The following is a 15523-nucleotide window of genomic DNA, read 5'->3' as shown; positions in this document are numbered from 1 at the left end:
GCATCCAGTCATGATTCAGATGCAATCAAATCTCGACGTCGCGGATAACTCCGGCGCGCGTCGCGTCATGTGCATCAAGGTGCTGGGCGGCTCGCATCGCAAGTACGCTTCGATTGGCGACATCATCGTCGTTTCAGTCAAAGACGCTATCCCGCGCGGCCGCGTTAAGAAGGGTCAGGTTATGAAGGCCGTAGTGGTTCGCACCGCTTACGACATTCGCCGTCCCGATGGCACCGTCATCCGTTTCGACAAAAACGCCGCGGTTCTGATCAACAATCAGAAAGAACCAATCGGCACTCGTATCTTCGGGCCGGTTCCGCGCGAGCTTCGCGCCAAGAACCACATGAAGATCATCTCGCTCGCCCCAGAGGTGCTGTAATGGCCGCCAAAATCAAGAAGGGCGACAAGGTCGTCGTCCTGGCAGGCAAGGACAAGGGCAAGACCGGTCTGGTCCTGTCAGTCATTCCGACCGAAACCAAGGCTCTCGTGCAGGGTATCAACCTTGTGCGCCGTCACACCAAGCAGACCGCGTCGACCGATGCCGGCATCTTCACCAAGGAAGCGCCGATTCACCTGTCGAACCTCGCGATCGCCGACAAGGATGGTAAGCCCACCCGCGTCGGTTTCCAGATCAAGGACGGCGTGAAGACGCGCGTCGCCAAGTCGACCGGAGATTCGATCGATGGCTGAGACAGCTTACGTTCCGCGCCTTCGTACTGAATACGAAGAAAACATCCGCAAGGTTCTCCAGGAGCAGTTCTCCTACAAGAACGTCATGCAGATGCCCAAGCTCGACAAGATCGTGCTGAACATGGGCGTTGGCGAAGCTGTCGCCGACACCAAGAAGGTGAAGCTGGCTGCGGCCGAGATGGAAAAGATCGCTGGCCAGAAGCCCGTGATCACCTACGCTCGCAAGTCGATCGCTGGTTTCAAGGTCCGTGAAGATATGCCGCTTGGCGTCAAGGTCACGCTGCGCAAGACGCGCATGTATGAATTCCTTGATCGTCTGGTGAACATCGCGCTTCCGCGTGTTCGTGACTTCCGTGGGCTGAACCCGAACTCCTTTGATGGTCGTGGCAACTATGCCATGGGTATCAAGGAACACATCATTTTCCCCGAAATCAACTATGATCAGATCGATCAGGTTTGGGGCATGGACATCGTGATCACCACGACTGCCCAGACCGATGATGAAGCGCGTGCGCTGCTCAAGGCATTCAACTTCCCCTTCCGCCAGTAAGCGGACAGGGAAGGGACAGAGGATCAGGATATGGCAAAGACCAGCTCCATCGTTAAGAACAACAAGCGTGCCGCGCTGGCCAAGCAGTTTGCTGCCAAGCGTGCCGCCCTCAAGGCGCAGACCAAGGATCAGTCGATCCCGGCCGATCAGCGCTTTGCTGCCCAGCTTAAGCTGGCCGAGCTGCCGCGCAACTCCGCAAAGGTGCGCGTCCGCAATCGCTGTGAAGTCTCGGGTCGTCCCCGTGGCTTCTATCGCAAGCTGAAGCTGAGCCGTATCGCTCTGCGTCAGCTTGGCAACCTGGGCCAGATCCCGGGTCTCGTGAAGTCGAGCTGGTAAGGAGAACCGAGAATGAGCTTTTCCGATCCAATCGGCGATATGCTGACCCGCATCCGCAACGCCCAGCAGCGTCGCAAGAATTCCGTTGTCACGCCGGCTTCGACCCTTCGTGGTCGTGTGCTGGACGTTCTCCAGTCCGAGGGTTTCATCCGCGGCTATTCGGAGACGAAGTTTGAGAACGGCGCTTCCGAGTACGAAATCGAACTGAAGTACTCGGACAATGAAGGTGTTATCCGCACGATCGAGCGCGTTTCGCGTCCCGGCCGCCGCGTTTACGCTTCGGTTAAGAATATCCCTCAGGTTGCCAACGGACTCGGCGTGTCGATTCTCAGCACCCCCAAGGGTGTGATGGCCGACCACGAAGCCAAGGCTGCCAATGTTGGTGGCGAGGTACTCTGCCGCGTGTTCTAAGGCTTTGCCTTAGAATTCGCGGTAAGACGATTACTCAAGGATTTTAGAATGTCACGTACTGGCAAGAAACCGGTTGCACCGGTGAGCGGCGTTACGGTCACGATCAATGGTCGTACCGTGTCCGCTAAGGGCCCGAAGGGCGAGCTGAGCATCGACTTGATGGATGTCATCAATGTCGCGCAGACCGACGAAGGCCTGGTGGTTTCGCCCACCAATGATAGCAAGTTCGCACGCGCTGCCTGGGGTACCACCCGCGCGCTTCTGCAGAACATCGTCACCGGCGTTTCGGCTGGCTTCGAGAAGAAGCTGTCCATTCAGGGCGTTGGTTACCGCGCTGCTCTGCAGGGCAAGGATGTCAAGCTGCAGCTTGGTTTCAGCCACGAAGTGATCTACCAAGCACCCTCGGGTATCACGCTCGCTGTCCCGGCTCCGACGGAAATCGTCGTCTCCGGTATCGACAAGCAGCAGGTTGGCCAGGTTGCGGCAGATATTCGCGCGTACCGTAAGCCAGAGCCCTACAAGGGCAAGGGCGTTCGCTATGCTGGCGAGTTCGTCTTCCGCAAAGAAGGCAAGAAGAAGTAAGGAGCGCCTGCAATGGCTATCAGTGCAAAAGGTGCGGAACGCCGCAAGGCTCGTGTCCGCAAGGCGCTCAAGGCTCGTGCCTTCGGTCGTCCGCGTCTGTCGGTTTTCCGTTCGGACAAAAATATCTACGCCCAGATCATCGACGACGCGACCGGCCGTACGCTTGCCGCCGCTTCGACGCTCGACAAGGACGTCAAGGCCTCGGTCAAGAACGGCGCTACCGCCGATGCCGCTGCAGCGATTGGCAAGCTGATCGCAGAGCGCGGTGCCAAGGCTGGCGTTGCTGAAGTTATCTTCGATCGTGGTGCCTACATCTATCATGGCCGTGTGAAGGCCCTTGCAGACGCTGCCCGTGAGGGCGGTCTGCAGTTCTAGAACACGGCGAGGAAAGAGAATTATGAGCAGAGACGTTCAAGAGCGCGAAAGCGAATTCGTCGATCGCCTGGTCCACATCAACCGCGTGGCCAAAGTGGTCAAGGGCGGCCGTCGCTTCGGTTTTGCTGCGCTGGTCGTTGTTGGCGACCAGAAGGGTCGCGTTGGTTTCGGTCACGGTAAGGCCCGTGAAGTTCCAGAAGCAATCCGCAAGGCAACCGAGCAGGCCAAGCGCCAGATGATCCGCGTGCCGCTGCGCGACGCGCGCACGCTGCACCACGACGTGCAGGGTCGCCATGGCGCCGGCAAGGTCATCCTCCGTGCAGCCGTGCCGGGTACCGGTATCATCGCCGGTGGTCCGATGCGCGCCGTGTTCGAAACGCTTGGCATCAACGATATCGTTGCCAAGTCGCAGGGCACTGCAAACCCATACAACATGGTGCGGGCAACCTTTGATGCGCTGAAGCGCGTCGATAGCCCTCGCTCTGTTGCCTCCCGTCGTGGTCTCAAGGTTTCGGAACTCCAGGCTCGCCGCGGCGAATCTGCGGTCGAAGCTTGATCGCGCTAGGTCAGGAGAAAAACCATGGCTGAGAAGAAGACCATTATCGTTGAGCAGTACGGTTCGCCGATCCGCCGCGACAAGGTGCAGCGCGCGACCCTCATCGGTCTCGGGCTTAACAAGATGAACAAGCAGCGTGAGCTGATCGATACGCCCGAAGTTCGTGGCATGATCAACAAGCTTCCGCATCTCGTCCGCGTCGTCGGCGAGTAAGAGGGAAGGTCTGATCAATGACCCGTTTGAATGAACTTCGGGACAATCCCGGCGCAAACAAGGTCCGCGTTCGTATCGGTCGCGGTATCGGTTCGGGCAAGGGCAAGACCGGTGGACGTGGTGGCAAGGGCCAGACTGCACGCTCGGGCGTTGCAATCAACGGCTTCGAAGGCGGCCAGATGCCCCTTCACATGCGTATGCCAAAGCGTGGCTTCAATGCACTCAATCCAGGCAACTGGAACGAGGTCCGCATCGATCGCCTCCAGGCATACATCGACGCCGGCAAGCTCGACCCCAAGGCTGTGATCGACGCAGCTGCGCTTATCGCAGCTCGCGTGATCCGTCGCCCCAAGGACGGTGTGCGTCTGATCGGCGCTGAAGGCTTCACCGCCAAGAAGGTGACCTTCAACGTTGACTACGCAACCAAGGGCGCTCTGGCAGCCATTGAAGCTGCTGGTGGCAAGGTTGATCTCATCCCGGCCAAGCAGCCGTGGAAGAAGACCCCATACGCCGGCTAATCTAGTCAGCATTGCGCACCCGGCCGACCGTCGGTCGGGTGCGCTTTTTTGGTTTGTTGCGTTAGGGACGTAGATGCATATGCTCCCGAAGCGCTCCGAGCGCACCTGGCCTTGAAGCCATAGGGAGCGATACATGGCGTCCGCAGCCGAACAGCTGGCACGTAATCTTAATCTTTCGACCTTTTCCAAGGCGAAGGCTCTGCAGCAGCGCATCTGGTTCACACTGGGCGCGCTGCTCGTCTATCGTCTGGGCACGTTCATTCCGGTCCCCGGCATCGACCCTGATGCGTTCCGTGCGACCTTTGAGCAAAGCCAGCAGGGCATCATTGGCATGTTCAACATGTTCGCCGGCGGTGCCGTCGAACGTATGGCGATCTTTGCCCTGAACCTGATTCCCTACATCACCGCGTCGATCGTGGTGCAGGTGGTTTCGACCGCTTCGCCGCGCCTTGAAGCGATGAAGAAGGAAGGTGGCGAAGCTGGCCGTCGCAAGATGAACCAGTACACCCGCTATCTGGCCGTGGTGTTCTGCGCCGTACAGGCTTACGGCATTGCCGTCGGTCTTGAGGCAAGCCAGGGCGTTGTGCTCAATCCTGGTTGGTTCTTCCGTATTTCCACGGTGATCACCCTTGTTGGCGGCACCATGTTCCTGATGTGGCTCGGTGAGCAGATCACGGCCCGTGGCGTTGGCAACGGTATTTCGCTGATCATTTTCGCCGGCATCGTGGCAAACCTGCCCACGACCATCGCGCAGACCCTCGAGCTGAGCCGTACTGGCGCAATCCCGGGTATCGCTGGTCTTGGCATGCTTGTCCTGGCACTGGTGGTTATCGCTGTCATCGTGTTCTTCGAACGCGCCCAGCGCCGCCTGCTGATCCAGTATCCAAAGCGCCAGGTCGGCAACAAGATGTTCCAGGGCGACAGCTCGCATCTGCCGCTCAAGCTGAATACGTCGGGTGTTATCCCGGTGATCTTCGGCTCGTCGCTGCTGCTCCTGCCGGCAACCATTGCGTCCTTTGCGGCGCAGGGTAATGCGCCGCAGTGGCTGCAGGTGATTACGGCACTGCTGGGTCGCGGTCAGCCGCTTTACCTGGCGCTGTTTGCCTTCTTCATCATCTTCTTCGCCTTCTTCTATACGGCGATCGTGTTCAATCCGACGGAAACGGCGGACAACCTCAAGCGCTCCGGCGGCTTCATTCCTGGCATTCGTCCGGGTGAGCGTACGGCCCAGCACATCGACTACGTGCTGACCCGTATCACGGTGCTCGGTGCGCTTTACCTCACGGTCGTGGCCCTGATCCCGGAAGTGCTGTTCAGTCAGCTCGCCATCAGCCAGTTCATCGGCGGCACGTCGCTGCTGATCATGGTGACGGTGACGCTGGACACGGTTAGCCAGATCCAGAGCCATCTGATCGCTCAGCAATATGAGGGGCTCGTCAAGAAGTCCCGTCTCGGTGGAGGCAAGCGTCGATGAGACTGATTCTTCTTGGACCGCCGGGGGCGGGGAAGGGCACTCAGGCCAAGATTCTTTTGGAAGCTTACGGTATCCCGCAGCTTTCCACTGGTGATATCCTTCGGTCTGCCATTGCCGCCAAGACACCGTTGGGGTTAGAGGCCAAGGCGATCGTTGATCGCGGGGATTTGGTTTCCGACGATATCGTGAATGGCATTGTTTCTGAGCGTCTCGACGCTGAAGATTGCAAGCCAGGCTTCATCCTCGATGGCTTCCCGCGCACCATTGCGCAGGCCGAAGCTCTCGACCAGATGCTGATCAATAAGGGCGTCCAGCTCGACGCCGTTATCGAGATCAAGGCTGATGCCGATGAACTGGTGCGCCGGGTTATCCAGCGCGCCAAGGAATCGGGCGGGGCCCGTGCTGATGACAATGAGGAAGTGCTGCGCAAGCGCCTCGGCGTCTATCAGGATCAGACCGCGCCGCTGGTTGCCTACTATGCCAAGGGTGGTCTGCTGAAGACCGTCAACGGCATGGAGCCGGTCGACCAGGTGAGTGCTGCCATCAAGGCTGCTCTCACACACTGATTACTGGTTCGGTTTCGCAGTTGACTCTGCGATACCGAATCCTTAAAGAACCGCGTCAGTCTCATGGATTATTGGGCTGGATTCGGTTCTCCAACTAGTTGGGGGTCGAAGTCCGGTCCCTTGTTGTTTAAGGGCGCCAGCCGTGATGGTTCGCGCTGAATGAAGGAGAGCAGACGTGGCTCGTATTGCTGGCGTCAATATCCCGACGAATAAGCGCGTGGTTATCGCGCTTCAGTATATCCACGGGATCGGCGACAAGTTCGCTGAGGATATCTGCACTAAGGTTGGCATTCCTGCTGAGCGCCGTGTGAACGAACTCACCGACGCGGAAGTCATCCAGATCCGTGAGACCATCGACCGCGACTACGTCGTGGAAGGTGATCTTCGCCGCAGCGTTGCAATGAACATCAAGCGTTTGATGGACCTGGGCAACTACCGCGGTCTGCGTCACCGTCGTGGCCTGCCGGTCCGCGGTCAGCGCACCCACACCAACGCACGTACCCGCAAGGGCCCTGCGAAGCCGATCGCCGGCAAGAAGAAGTAAGAACCCGCTTCGGGTTCTTCGATGTAGCTGCCGGGGCATGTTGCTAACGGCAGCGCTGATATCGTCTAGAGGAATTAAATGGCAAAAGCTGAAGTCGCGCGTATCCGTCGCAAGGAGCGCAAGAATATCACGTCGGGTGTGGCCCACGTGAATGCATCGTTCAACAACACCATGATCACCATCGCTGACATGCAGGGCAACACGATCTCGTGGTCCTCGTCGGGCGTGATGGGCTTCAAGGGCTCGCGCAAGTCGACCCCTTATGCTGCTCAGGTTGCTGCTGAAGACGCCGCCAAGAAGGCGCAGGAACACGGCATGAAGACCCTTGAGGTCGAAGTTCGTGGCCCCGGTTCGGGCCGTGAATCGGCTCTCCGCGCTCTGCAGGCTGCTGGCTTCAACGTTACCTCGATCCGTGACGTTACCTCGATCCCGCACAACGGTTGCCGCCCGCGCAAGCGGCGCCGCGTCTAATCTAGACCGATTGAAGAGCTCCCGGCCGCCACTAGCCGGGAGTCTTATTGCGTTTGCGGCGGAGCGGCTCGGGCTGGGGCCGCGATTTTGAAAGGACATAACCGTGACGATCCAGAGGAACTGGCAAGAACTGATCAAGCCGACCAAGCTGGAGATTGTTTCGGGCAGCGACAACGCGCGCGTGGCTTCGGTGGTTGCCGAGCCGCTTGAGCGCGGTTACGGGCTTACCCTGGGTAATGCTCTCCGTCGCGTGCTGCTGTCGTCGCTTCAGGGCGCGGCAGTTACAGCAATCCAGATTGACGGCATCCTGCACGAATTCTCGTCGCTCCCGGGCGTGCGCGAAGACATCACGGACCTGGTTCTCAACGTGAAGGAAATCGCGTTGAAGATGGGTGGCGAGGGTCCGAAGCGCCTTGCTCTGTCGCGTCAGGGTCCGGGTGCTGTCACCGCCGGTGATATCAAGGTCACCGGCGATATCGAAGTGCTGAACCCCGAGCTGGTTATCTGCCATCTCGACGACGGCGCCGAGATCAACATCGAATTCACCGTCGACACCGGCAAGGGCTACGTTCCTGCTGACAAGAATCGTCCGGAAGATGCCCCGATTGGCTACATTCCGGTCGACTCGCTGTTTTCGCCGGTGCGTCGCGTCAGCTACAAGGTCGATGCCACCCGTGCGGGTGAAAGCCTCGACAAGGACAAGCTGACCCTGCAGGTGGAAACCAACGGCGCGGTCTCGCCGGAAGATGCTGTGGCTTACGCTGCGCGCATTCTCCAGGACCAGCTGTCGGTGTTCGTGAACTTTGAAGAGCCCAGCAAGGAAAAGGCACAGGATGCCGTTCCGGAACTGGCATTCAATCCGGCCCTGCTCAAGAAGGTCGACGAGCTCGAACTCTCGGTTCGCTCGGCCAACTGCCTCAAGAACGACAACATCGTTTATATCGGCGACCTGATCCAGAAGACGGAAGCCGAGATGCTGCGGACGCCGAACTTCGGCCGCAAGTCGCTCAATGAAATCAAGGAAGTCCTGGCACAAATGGGGCTTCATCTCGGAATGGACGTTGCCAACTGGCCACCCGAGAACATCGATGACCTCGCCAAGCGCTACGAAGATCACTACTGATCCCGCGCTGCCAAGATTTTTAGGAGACTCCCATGCGCCACGGTAATTCAGGTCGCAAATTCAGCCGGACTGCTAGCCACCGCAAGGCCATGTTCGCAAATATGTCCGCCGCGCTGATCAAGCACGAGCAGATCGTCACCACGCTTCCCAAGGCCAAGGACCTGCGTCCGATCGTCGAGAAGCTGATCACCCTTGGCAAGCGCGGCGACCTGCACGCCCGCCGCCAGGCGATCGCCCAGATCCGCGACGAAGGTCAGGTGGCAAAGCTGTTTGCCGTGCTTGGCCCGCGCTACAAGGAACGTCAGGGCGGCTACATCCGCATCTTGAAGGCTGGCTTCCGTTATGGCGACAACGCCCCGATGGCCGTCATCGAGTTCGTTGATCGCGACGTCAACGCCAAGGGCCTCGACAGCGGCCCGGTTCAGGGCGACGAAAGCGAAGCCGCGTAAGCTTCTATTTCGGTACAAGATTGAGGGCGGCCGCGAAATTCGCGGTCGCCCTTTTTCATTGTTCGTTCAAGCGTGCGAATTAGTCTGGGTGTGGGGGCGGCGGACGATGTGGCGGATGGACGATGAGAATGCAGAGGGGCGGCACACACTGGTCGTCGTCATCGGCTTTTGTCTGCTGCTTGGGGCGGCGTTCATTTTTTACCTCGGAACGGGCAGGGAGCAGTGGTTGCCTGCCAAAGCTCGAGTTCAAACAGTCGAAGTCCGCTGTGAGATGCATGACTCGGGGAGGTACCGTAGACCGACGCAGCGGGTGATTATCGGATGCGATCAGGTTGAGCGCTTTCGCTCCGATAACGCTGGGCGGGGGTGGTATCTTAGTCGGAAATACAGTGGGGAGGTTCTTGTTACCCGCGGAGGCGAAAGTGTCGTTGTTGACATGGAACTGGGAAGGGTAGGGAGTCCGCCTCGGGTTGGCGACTATTTCGATCTTGTTCAGGATCCAATTTCGCCAGGATCGGTCAGTTTCCCTGACCGCAGCTTGAGCGAGAAGATGACGGCAGGGAGCCTTGCTGGCTTGGGAGTCTTCGTTCTGGCATTGGCTTTCTTCTGGATTTAGGCAGCCGGGGTTTTGTCGACTGCTGCGCTCGCGGCGGTCTGCTTGGGAGCAGCGAGATGCGTTCGGGTCTGGTGTTGGTTACCGGTGCGAATGGATTTGTCGGAAAGTGGATCGTGGTGGAGCTGTTGCGCGCCGGGTTCAGCGTCCGCGGTACAGTCCGGTCCGAAAGCAGGGCAGAGGCCGTTCGGGCGGCCGTGCAGTCGCAGCTCGGTGATGATCCTCTCCTCAGGCTTAGTTTCATCCGCGCCGATCTGATGCGCGATCCGCACTGGGCGGAGGCGATGGTCGGTGTGGATGCCGTGATGCATGTGGCGGCCCAGATTGTCGCCGAGGAGCCCAAGGATCCGAAGGTCGTGCTGGGGCCCGCGATTGAGGGCACCGAGCGCGTCCTGCGCTTTGCGGTGATCGCCGGGGTCAAGCGGGTCATCCTGACTTCGTCAATCGCTACAGTCGGATATGGTCACGGCCACTCGCGCGGCAAGCGGACCTATACCGAGGCCGACCACACCAATCTTGATGCCATGAAATTTGCCTGGGCCTATTGCATCGCCAAGACCAAGGCGGAGCGGATTGCCTGGGCCTATGCGCGATCGGAAGGCCTGCGCCTCACCACCATCCATCCTGGTGCCATACTGGGCCCTGCACTCGATGAAGATGCCGGCGTGTCCCTGCAGATGGTTTCGGGCCTGCTGGATGGAACGACGCCGGCCATGCCTTCGAATGGGTTTTCGGTGATCGACGTGCGCGATGTGGCCGCGATGCATGTGGCAGCGCTGCAGGCGCCCGAGGCCGAGGGACAGCGTTATCTGGCCACGGTGGGTTATCTGCCGTTTCCCGAAGTGGCCAACATCCTGCGGCGGGCCTATCCGCAGCGGGCGATTACCAGCAAGCACGTGCCGGACTGGCTTATCAAGATCCTCGCCCGGTTCGGTGGACCGACCCGCCAGATCATCAACGATATCGGCAATGAGAAGCACTTTGACGGCAGCAAGGGGCAGGGCCTGCTCGGGCGGCCTTATATCTCGGCCGAGGACGCTGTGCTCAGCGCGGCCGAGAGTGTCATTCGGCTGGGCCTGCTGAACAAGGGCGCCTAGCGGGTGAGGCCCCATCGGACGTAGAGCGCACCCAGTTCCCTTCCATTGTGGGTAAACTGGCAGGGCAGGCCGCTTTGCCCGGCCCATTGCCGGGTTTCTTCGGTCTTGTTCCGGGTCTTCCAGAGCCAACTCAGCATTTCGATATTAATGCCGTCCCGGTTGCCGCTCAGGCCACCGACGCGGTCTTTCTGGAAAGTCGATCGCCACAGATAGCGCCCAAGGCGGACAGGGAGCGTGTCGTCGAGCACGATGATGCCGGTAGCGCGTTGCAGGCGCTGGGGCATCCAGCGCGAGTAGCTGCCATCGATCACCCAGGTATCGGCGAGAATGGCCTGGTCGTGCAGGGCGCCGAATTCCTCATCGGGGCGCTGCACCCACATCGTATCGGGTAGATGGCGAAGCTGGTCCAGGTAGACGGCCGGGATATCAAGCCGCCGGCTCAGCGCCAAAGCGAGGGTGGATTTGCCGGAATTGGTGGGGCCGAGCACGATGATGCGCTGGCCCAGCGCCTCGAGGGGTAGAATCGTGTGCATTTCAGTTCCGATATGTTTGGGGATCGGGGTGGAAAAGCGATGTTGAGAAGAAAATCCCCGCCGAAGCGGGGATCAATGCGTTTGCGTGGTAGGGGCGCCGATTACTCGGGCTGCTGGTCCTTGCCGGTATAGGCTTCTTCAACCCAGAACTGGTCGCGGCGGTCGAAGCCATTGAACGGGGTCAGCGAGGCCTGGGTGTAGGCACCCATCAGGCCGAATTCGATCCAGTCGTCTTCATCGATATCCGACGGCAGGGTGAACACCTGGGGCAGCACGTCGTAGCTGTCGCAAGTCGGCCCCAGATGGTGAACTCGGAGAACTGCGCATCGTTGTCGTGCACGCGGGCGCCGCGCCAGACGCGAACCGGCGGGGTGAAGTGCATGAACTTCACTTCCATCAGGCTGCCATAGGCGCCGTCGTTGACATAAACCGACTGGCCGCCGCGCTGGTGCTTGACGCGCAGCAGCAACGAGGTGGACGAGGTCACCAGCGCGCGGCCGGGCTCGATGATGAGCTCGGGCTTGCGCTTTTCGCCAAAGTGGTCGTTCACGGCAGTTGCGATGGTCTCGAAGTAATAGTCCATCGGCGGCGCTTCGCTGGTCGGGTAGGGGGCCGGGTAGCCACCGCCGATGTTGAGGCGCTTGAGTTCGATGCCGGCCTCTTCAACGATGCGCGCAGCTGCCGCGATGTGGCGCTCATAGGCGTAAGCGTCTTCGCACTGGCTGCCGACGTGGAAGCACAGGCTGGGCGTGTAGCCCATCTGGTCGACCATGGTCGCGATTTCGGCCGCTCCCTGTTCCATCACGCCGAACTTGATGCCGAAGTCATAGGACTTCAGCGCCTTGCCGGCCTTGAAGCGAGTGGTCACTTCCACGTCGCGGCTGGGCGACACCACGGCAGCGAGCTGGTCGAGCTGCTGGGGATGGTCGATGGTGAAGCTACGCACGCCGAACTCTTCATAAGCGCGAGCGATTTCGCGCTTGTTCTTGATCGGGTTGTTGTAGTGCATCACGGCGCCGGGCGCGTAATCGCGCACCAGTTCCATCTCGGTATTGGATGCCACGTCGAATGCCTTGAGGCCTTCCTTGTGGAGCTGGGCGATGATGTGCGGCGAGGGGTTGCACTTGACCGCATAGGTCAGCAGCCCATCAAAGCCCTTCTTGAAGACCTTTGTGGCCTTGTGAAGCTCACGCTCAGAGAACAGAAAAGCCGGAAAATCCGGGGCTTCCGCCGCGATCAGTGCGGAGGTGTTCGGGTAAACGTGTTTCGGCTCGGTGGTCATTGACGACTGGCCTTTCAGGGCTAGAAATGCGGGTAAAACAAGCGCTGCATATAGGACCGAGTGCCCCCTGGCGCAAATGATTATTTGACCTCTAAGTGTAACGGCCTGACGACGCCCGTTTCCTCCCGGAAACTGTAGCATTTTAGACTATTTGACCGCGTATTCGAGTGGGGACAATGGCACGCGGTTTTGGCCAGAACTTGTTCCCTATCGCCATGGTGGCGACAGAATCCGGGTGCTGATATCTCTGGGTCCTTGCGCGGAGGCTTTTCGATGTCGCCACGGTCACTCATCATTGCAGGTTTGACCCTAGTTGTTCTGGCCATTGGCGGCACGGTGGCCCTGGCGCCGTGGCGCGGGCCAATGGTGGCGCAGCCCGAACCCGTGACGCAGCCCCAGCCCGCGGCGCAGGCCCCCGCCGAGGCGCGACAGGTTCCGGAGACCAGCGGGCAGGTCAAGCTGAGCTTTGCCCCGGTGGTCAGCGCGGTCGCGCCCTCGGTGGTCAATGTCTATGCCACGCGCATCGAGCAGGCGACGTCGCCTTTTGCCAATGACCCATTCTTCTCGCGCTTCTTCGGCAATGGCCAGTTCAGCGGCCGCCCGCGCGAGTCACAGTCGCTGGGGTCGGGGGTGATCGTCGATGCGAGCGGAGTCATCCTCACCAATCGCCACGTGATCGAGGGCGCGACGGATGTGCGCATCGCCATCGCGGATGGCCGTGAGTTTCCCGTTGATGTCGTCGTCGAGGATGCGCAGACCGATCTGGCCGTGCTGCGCATTCGCGATCCCGGCAACGCCACGTTCCAGGCGATCACCTTCGCCGATTCCGATGCATTGCTGGTTGGCGACCTGGTACTGGCCATCGGCAACCCGTTTGGCGTGGGCCAGACCGTCACCAGCGGCATCGTCTCGGCTCTGGCCCGCACGGGTGTTGAATCGGCGGACTACGAGTTCTTCATCCAGACTGACGCGGCGATCAATCCGGGCAATTCGGGTGGCGCGCTGGTTGATCTGGATGGACACCTGGTGGGCATCAATACCGCGATTTTCTCCCAAACTGGCGGTTCGGTGGGGATTGGCTTCGCCATTCCGGCCAACATGGCCCGTATTGTGGCTGATGCCGGCATCAAGGGCGGGCCGATTGTGCGCCCATGGTTTGGCGCCAAGCTGCAAGCTGTGACTCCTGATATCGCGGCAGGGCTGGGCATGGCGGCCCCGCATGGCGCGCTGGTTTCCGAAGTTGCGCCCAATGGCCCCGCAGCCCGGGCCGGTTTCATACCCGGGGACGTTGTGATGTCGGTCGATGGCGTCGCGGTCGATGACCCCAGCGCCTTCAATTTCCGCCTCGCCACCAAGCCGATCGGACAAACCACGGCACTGGTGCGACTGCGCGCCGGAGCGAGCGAGACGGTTCAGTTCACCGTCGAAGCTGCACCGCAACCGGCGGCCGACATGCTGGCGACGATCTCGGGCAATTCCCGCTTCGCCGGAACCAGCGTTCGCCAGATTGATGCCGCACTGGCAGAGGCCAAGGGGCTGCCCTATGACGCCAAGGGCGTCATCGTGACGGCCGTGGCGACGGGCTCTGCCGCCGAGCAGATGGGCCTGCAGGTCGATGACATCATTTTGGCCCTCAACGATCAGACCATGGATACCGCGCGCAAGTTTGCCGATACGGCCAGCCAGCGCCTGCAGACCTGGCAGATCATCCTGCAGCGAGACGGGCGGGTGAGCAGGAGCATTGTCGGTGGGTAAGTCGTCCCCGGGATGGCGTTGAGGCCCTCAGCGGGGCTGTTTGAGCGGCTGGCAATGGGCTAGAACCCTGCCATGTCCGATCTTTTTGCCGCTCCGCCATCTGATACCGACCGCGCCCGGCCATTGGCCGACCAGCTGCGTCCCCAATCGCTCGACGATGTGATCGGGCAGACCCATCTGCTGGGGCCAGACGGCACGCTGCGCCGCATGATCGCCAGCGGGCGGCTGGGCTCGCTGATCCTCTGGGGCCCGCCCGGCACGGGCAAGACCACCGTGGCGCGGCTGCTGGCCGACCAGATCGGCTATACATTCGAGCAGATCTCAGCCGTCTTCTCCGGCGTTGCCGATCTCAAGAAGGTCTTCGAGAAGGCACGTTTCGAGCGCCTGTCGGGCCACAAGACCCTATTGTTCGTCGACGAGATCCATCGCTTCAACCGCGCCCAGCAGGATGGCTTCCTGCCGGTGATGGAAGACGGCACGGTGGTCCTGGTCGGCGCAACGACCGAGAACCCGTCCTTCGAGCTCAATGCGGCATTGCTCTCGCGCAGCCAGGTCCTGCGCTTCGAGTCCCTGGTGCCCGAAGACCTCGAAAAGTTGGTGCAGCGCGCCGAGGCGCTCACGGGCGCGGCACTGCCGCTTGATGCCGAGGCGCGGCAGACCCTGCTCACCCTCGCCGACGGCGACGGGCGGGCCCTGCTGGGGCTTGTGGAGGAAGTTCTGGCCTCAGCCAAGGAGGGTGAAGTCCTCGACGCTGCGACCTTGCTCACCGTCGTCCAACGCCGTGCGCCGATCTACGACAAGGCTCAGGACGGCCACTACAACCTGATCTCGGCGCTGCACAAGACCATCCGGGGTTCGGACCCAGATGCGGCGCTCTACTATTTCGCGCGCATGCTCGACGCCGGAGAAGATCCGCTCTTCCTGGCGCGGCGGCTGATCCGCATGGCTTCGGAGGATATCGGTCTCGCCGACCCGCAGGCGCTGCCTCTGGCGATCGCGGGGCGCGACGCTTACCAGATGCTTGGGTCGCCCGAGGGCGAGCTGTCGCTGGCGCAGGTGGTGGTCTATCTGGCGCTGGCGCCCAAGTCGAACGCTGTCTACACGGCCTACAAGAGCGCGATGAGCCTGGCGAAATCCACCGGCTCGCCGATGCCGCCCATGGTCATTCTCAATGCGCCCACCAAGCTCATGAAGGGCTCGGGTTACGGCGACGGCTATATCTACGACCACGACACGCCCGAGGCTTTTTCGGGGCAGGAATATTTCCCTGAAAAGCTGGGTCGACAGAAATTCTATGAACCCGTCGAGCGGGGTTTCGAGCGGGACCTGCGGAAGCGCATCGACTATTTCGAGCGCCTCCGGGCCGCAAAGCGTGAGCAGTAGGC

General features: G+C 60.6%; 21 protein-coding genes. 19 read left to right on the top strand and 2 right to left on the bottom strand.

All coding sequences use genetic code 11. From position 1 onward, the window contains the following. The first annotated feature begins 10 nt into the window (after positions 1–10). From rplN to ACZ5WT_RS16785, 17 genes are all read left to right on the top strand, one after another. A complete protein-coding gene (rplN, locus tag ACZ5WT_RS16865; protein WP_056251235.1) occupies positions 11–379 on the top strand; it encodes a 50S ribosomal protein L14 in 369 nt (122 codons plus the stop codon). Further along, positions 379–690, top strand: a complete 312-nt coding sequence (gene rplX, locus ACZ5WT_RS16860) for a 50S ribosomal protein L24 (protein ID WP_464284926.1) — start codon at positions 379–381, stop codon at positions 688–690. The genes rplN and rplX overlap by 1 nt, the downstream gene beginning before the upstream one ends. Continuing rightward, positions 683–1240, top strand: a complete 558-nt coding sequence (gene rplE / locus ACZ5WT_RS16855) for a 50S ribosomal protein L5 (protein ID WP_464284925.1) — start codon at positions 683–685, stop codon at positions 1238–1240. The genes rplX and rplE overlap by 8 nt, the downstream gene beginning before the upstream one ends. A gap of 30 nt (positions 1241–1270) precedes the next feature. Further along, positions 1271–1576: a 30S ribosomal protein S14 gene (gene rpsN / locus ACZ5WT_RS16850; protein WP_464284924.1), complete on the top strand. Its 306-nt coding sequence runs from the start codon at positions 1271–1273 to the stop codon at positions 1574–1576. Positions 1577–1588: 12 nt separating this feature from the next. After that, positions 1589–1987 (top strand): 30S ribosomal protein S8, encoded by a 399-nt coding sequence (gene rpsH / locus ACZ5WT_RS16845; RefSeq protein ID WP_464284923.1) that lies wholly within the window; start codon positions 1589–1591, stop codon positions 1985–1987. A gap of 48 nt (positions 1988–2035) precedes the next feature. After that, entirely contained in the window at positions 2036–2569 is a 534-nt protein-coding gene (gene rplF, locus ACZ5WT_RS16840; protein ID WP_464284922.1) for a 50S ribosomal protein L6, read from the top strand. A gap of 12 nt (positions 2570–2581) precedes the next feature. Then, positions 2582–2944 carry a 50S ribosomal protein L18 gene (gene rplR / locus ACZ5WT_RS16835; protein WP_464284921.1) on the top strand — a complete coding sequence of 121 codons (363 nt, stop codon included), beginning with the start codon at positions 2582–2584 and terminating at the stop codon, positions 2942–2944. Positions 2945–2966: 22 nt separating this feature from the next. Further along, positions 2967–3500, top strand: coding sequence for a 30S ribosomal protein S5 (rpsE, locus tag ACZ5WT_RS16830; RefSeq protein WP_464284920.1), 534 nt, complete (start codon positions 2967–2969; stop codon positions 3498–3500). Positions 3501–3524: 24 nt separating this feature from the next. Further along, on the top strand, positions 3525–3713 hold the full coding sequence (gene rpmD / locus ACZ5WT_RS16825) for a 50S ribosomal protein L30 (RefSeq protein WP_464284919.1): 189 nt from the start codon (positions 3525–3527) through the stop codon (positions 3711–3713). A gap of 17 nt (positions 3714–3730) precedes the next feature. Next, complete coding sequence (gene rplO / locus ACZ5WT_RS16820) at positions 3731–4231, top strand: 50S ribosomal protein L15 (protein WP_464284918.1); 501 nt, start codon at positions 3731–3733, stop codon at positions 4229–4231. Between the two features lie 133 nt (positions 4232–4364). Further along, the gene (gene secY, locus ACZ5WT_RS16815) at positions 4365–5705 is read left to right on the top strand and encodes a preprotein translocase subunit SecY (RefSeq protein WP_464284917.1); all 1341 of its coding nucleotides are present in this window, start codon (positions 4365–4367) and stop codon (positions 5703–5705) included. Further along, positions 5702–6271: an adenylate kinase gene (locus ACZ5WT_RS16810; RefSeq protein WP_464284916.1), complete on the top strand. Its 570-nt coding sequence runs from the start codon at positions 5702–5704 to the stop codon at positions 6269–6271. The genes secY and ACZ5WT_RS16810 overlap by 4 nt, the downstream gene beginning before the upstream one ends. Positions 6272–6446: 175 nt before the next feature. Then, positions 6447–6815 (top strand): 30S ribosomal protein S13, encoded by a 369-nt coding sequence (gene rpsM, locus ACZ5WT_RS16805; protein ID WP_464284915.1) that lies wholly within the window; start codon positions 6447–6449, stop codon positions 6813–6815. 78 nt (positions 6816–6893) lie between these two features. Continuing rightward, a complete protein-coding gene (rpsK, locus tag ACZ5WT_RS16800; protein WP_464284914.1) occupies positions 6894–7286 on the top strand; it encodes a 30S ribosomal protein S11 in 393 nt (130 codons plus the stop codon). Between the two features lie 97 nt (positions 7287–7383). Continuing rightward, entirely contained in the window at positions 7384–8409 is a 1026-nt protein-coding gene (locus ACZ5WT_RS16795) for a DNA-directed RNA polymerase subunit alpha (protein ID WP_464287232.1), read from the top strand. 32 nt (positions 8410–8441) lie between these two features. Then, the gene (rplQ, locus tag ACZ5WT_RS16790; RefSeq protein WP_464284913.1) at positions 8442–8858 is read left to right on the top strand and encodes a 50S ribosomal protein L17; all 417 of its coding nucleotides are present in this window, start codon (positions 8442–8444) and stop codon (positions 8856–8858) included. A 672-nt stretch (positions 8859–9530) separates the two neighbouring features. Then, positions 9531–10568 carry an NAD-dependent epimerase/dehydratase family protein gene (locus ACZ5WT_RS16785; protein ID WP_464284912.1) on the top strand — a complete coding sequence of 346 codons (1038 nt, stop codon included), beginning with the start codon at positions 9531–9533 and terminating at the stop codon, positions 10566–10568. Here the strand turns inward: ACZ5WT_RS16785 and ACZ5WT_RS16780 are convergent. Both ACZ5WT_RS16780 and ACZ5WT_RS16775 read right to left on the bottom strand, forming a co-directional pair. Further along, the gene (locus ACZ5WT_RS16780; protein WP_464284911.1) at positions 10565–11101 is read right to left on the bottom strand and encodes a P-loop NTPase family protein; all 537 of its coding nucleotides are present in this window, start codon (positions 11099–11101) and stop codon (positions 10565–10567) included. The genes ACZ5WT_RS16785 and ACZ5WT_RS16780 overlap by 4 nt on opposite strands. 208 nt (positions 11102–11309) lie before the next feature. After that, entirely contained in the window at positions 11310–12383 is a 1074-nt protein-coding gene (locus ACZ5WT_RS16775) for a type III PLP-dependent enzyme domain-containing protein (protein WP_464284910.1), read from the bottom strand. 273 nt (positions 12384–12656) lie between these two features. On the opposite strand from ACZ5WT_RS16775, the gene ACZ5WT_RS16770 reads away from it, so the two are divergent. Continuing rightward, positions 12657–14138 carry a Do family serine endopeptidase gene (locus tag ACZ5WT_RS16770; RefSeq protein ID WP_464284909.1) on the top strand — a complete coding sequence of 494 codons (1482 nt, stop codon included), beginning with the start codon at positions 12657–12659 and terminating at the stop codon, positions 14136–14138. A gap of 72 nt (positions 14139–14210) precedes the next feature. Then, on the top strand, positions 14211–15521 hold the full coding sequence (locus tag ACZ5WT_RS16765) for a replication-associated recombination protein A (RefSeq protein ID WP_464284908.1): 1311 nt from the start codon (positions 14211–14213) through the stop codon (positions 15519–15521). Positions 15522–15523 lie beyond the last annotated feature (2 nt).

The sequence above is a fragment of the Devosia sp. T2-14 genome (assembly GCF_055397495.1).
This window is presented reverse-complemented; position numbering and strand designations above follow the sequence as displayed.